The organism is Streptomyces sp. NPDC055013, assembly GCF_053608645.1.
In genome coordinates this window covers 1-2,440 of sequence record NZ_JBSGVW010000088.1, presented here as the reverse complement: position 1 = coordinate 2,440, position 2,440 = coordinate 1, and the positions used below count along the sequence as shown (strand labels likewise).

2 protein-coding genes are annotated in these 2,440 nt (G+C 68.1%); both read left to right on the top strand.

Translation table 11 applies throughout. The features are described 5' to 3' along the window. Window positions 1-290 precede the first annotated feature (290 nt). Window positions 291-599, top strand: a complete 309-nt coding sequence (gene groES, locus ACWGDB_RS41905) for a co-chaperone GroES (protein WP_003998759.1) — start codon at window positions 291-293, stop codon at window positions 597-599. 117 nt (window positions 600-716) lie between these two features. After that, window positions 717-2,342, top strand: coding sequence for a chaperonin GroEL (gene groL, locus ACWGDB_RS41900; protein ID WP_453827287.1), 1,626 nt, complete (start codon window positions 717-719; stop codon window positions 2,340-2,342). Window positions 2,343-2,440 lie beyond the last annotated feature (98 nt).

Sequence of the window (2,440 nt, the reverse complement as noted above, 5' to 3'; positions counted from 1 at the left end):
GGACGAGCCGTCCAGGCCGATGGCGGGGGTCTGGGGGCGGCAGCCCCCAGGCGGCCACGGCAACGCCGTGCACCCGAAGCGCCGGTCACCCGAACGCGGCACCGCCAGCGCCGCGAATTAGCAGTCCGCTTGACCGAGTGCTAATCGCGGTCATAGTCTCGGGTCTGGCACTCCCCACTGGAGAGTGCCAACTACGCGACGGGCAGGTCCGGCACCCGCGACGACGGATCCACCTGGTCGCCACCTCAGACAGTTAACCCCGTGAGATCTCCGAAGGGGGAGGTCGGATCGTGACGACCACCAGCTCCAAGGTTGCCATCAAGCCGCTCGAGGACCGCATTGTGGTCCAGCCGCTCGACGCCGAGCAGACCACCGCCTCTGGCCTGGTCATCCCGGACACCGCCAAGGAGAAGCCCCAGGAGGGCGTCGTCCTGGCCGTGGGCCCGGGCCGTTTCGAGAACGGCGAGCGCCTGCCGCTCGACGTCAAGACCGGCGACATCGTGCTGTACAGCAAGTACGGCGGCACCGAGGTGAAGTACAACGGCGAGGAGTACCTCGTCCTCTCGGCTCGCGACGTGCTCGCGATCATCGAGAAGTAAGACACCTCAAGCATTCTGCTTCCAGCTGCGCCCCTGGCCCCCGCGACCACATAAGAAGCCGGGCGCCCGGGGCGCAGTGTCTTTTTAACCCACAGATTCGAGAGGGCTCCCGCTGTCATGGCGAAGATCCTGAAGTTCGACGAGGACGCCCGTCGCGCCCTCGAGCGCGGCGTCAACAAGCTGGCCGACACGGTCAAGGTGACGATCGGCCCCAAGGGCCGCAACGTCGTCATCGACAAGAAGTTCGGCGCGCCCACCATCACCAACGACGGCGTCACCATCGCCCGTGAGGTCGAGGTCGAGGACCCGTACGAGAACCTCGGCGCCCAGCTGGTGAAGGAGGTGGCGACCAAGACCAACGACATCGCGGGTGACGGTACGACCACCGCCACCGTGCTCGCCCAGGCGCTGGTGCGCGAGGGCCTGAAGAACGTCGCCGCCGGTGCTTCCCCGGCGCTGCTGAAGAAGGGCATCGACGCGGCCGTGGCCGCGGTCTCCGAGGAGCTCCTCGCGACCGCCCGCCCGATCGACGAGAAGTCCGACATCGCCGCCGTCGCCGGTCTGTCCGCCCAGGATACGCAGGTCGGCGAGCTCATCGCCGAGGCGATGGACAAGGTCGGCAAGGACGGTGTCATCACCGTCGAGGAGTCCAACACCTTCGGTCTGGAGCTGGACTTCACCGAGGGCATGGCCTTCGACAAGGGCTACCTGTCGCCGTACTTCGTGACGGACCAGGAGCGCATGGAGGCCGTCCTGGAGGACCCGTACGTCCTCATCAACCAGGGCAAGATCTCCTCCATCGCGGACCTGCTGCCGCTGCTGGAGAAGGTCATCCAGGCCGGTGCCTCCAAGCCGCTGCTGATCATCGCCGAGGACGTCGACGGCGAGGCCCTGTCGACCCTGGTCGTGAACAAGATCCGCGGCACCTTCAACGCGGTCGCGGTCAAGGCCCCCGGCTTCGGTGACCGCCGCAAGGCGATGCTGCAGGACATGGCGACCCTCACCGGCGCCACGGTCATCTCCGAGGAGGTCGGCCTCAAGCTCGACCAGGTCGGCCTGGAGGTGCTCGGTTCCGCTCGCCGGATCACCGTCACCAAGGACGACACCACGATCGTCGACGGCGCCGGCAAGTCCGAGGACGTGCACGGCCGTGTCGCCCAGATCAAGGCCGAGATCGAGAACACCGACTCCGACTGGGACCGCGAGAAGCTCCAGGAGCGCCTCGCGAAGCTGGCCGGCGGCGTGTGCGTGATCAAGGTCGGCGCCGCCACCGAGGTGGAGCTGAAGGAGAAGAAGCACCGTCTGGAGGACGCCATCTCCGCGACCCGCGCCGCGGTCGAGGAGGGCATCGTCTCCGGTGGTGGCTCCGCTCTGGTCCACGCCGTGAAGGTCCTCGAGGGCAACCTCGACAAGACCGGCGACGAGGCCACCGGTGTCGCGGTCGTCCGCAAGGCCGCCGTCGAGCCGCTGCGCTGGATCGCCGAGAACGCCGGCCTGGAGGGCTACGTCATCACCTCCAAGGTCGCCGAGCTCGACAAGGGCCAGGGCTTCAACGCCGCGACCGGCGAGTACGGCGACCTGGTCAAGGCCGGCGTCATCGACCCGGTCAAGGTCACCCGCTCCGCCCTGGAGAACGCCGCCTCCATCGCCTCCCTCCTCCTCACGACCGAGACCCTGGTCGTCGAGAAGAAGGAAGAGGAGGAGCCGGCGGCCGGTGGCCACGGCCACGGGCACGCCCACTGAGCCCAGCAGCTCACGCGCGCTGAGCCCAGCGGCTCATACGCACGCAGAAGGCCCCGGTCCCTGCGCCGGCAGTTCCTTGTCGGGACGCACTTCGAGGG

What these genes read in the sequence shown, in the direction of transcription:
- groL (WP_453827287.1), top strand. Translation starts at nt 717, where the DNA reads ATGGCGAAGATCCTGAAGTTCGACGAGGACGCCCGTCGCGCCCTCGAG.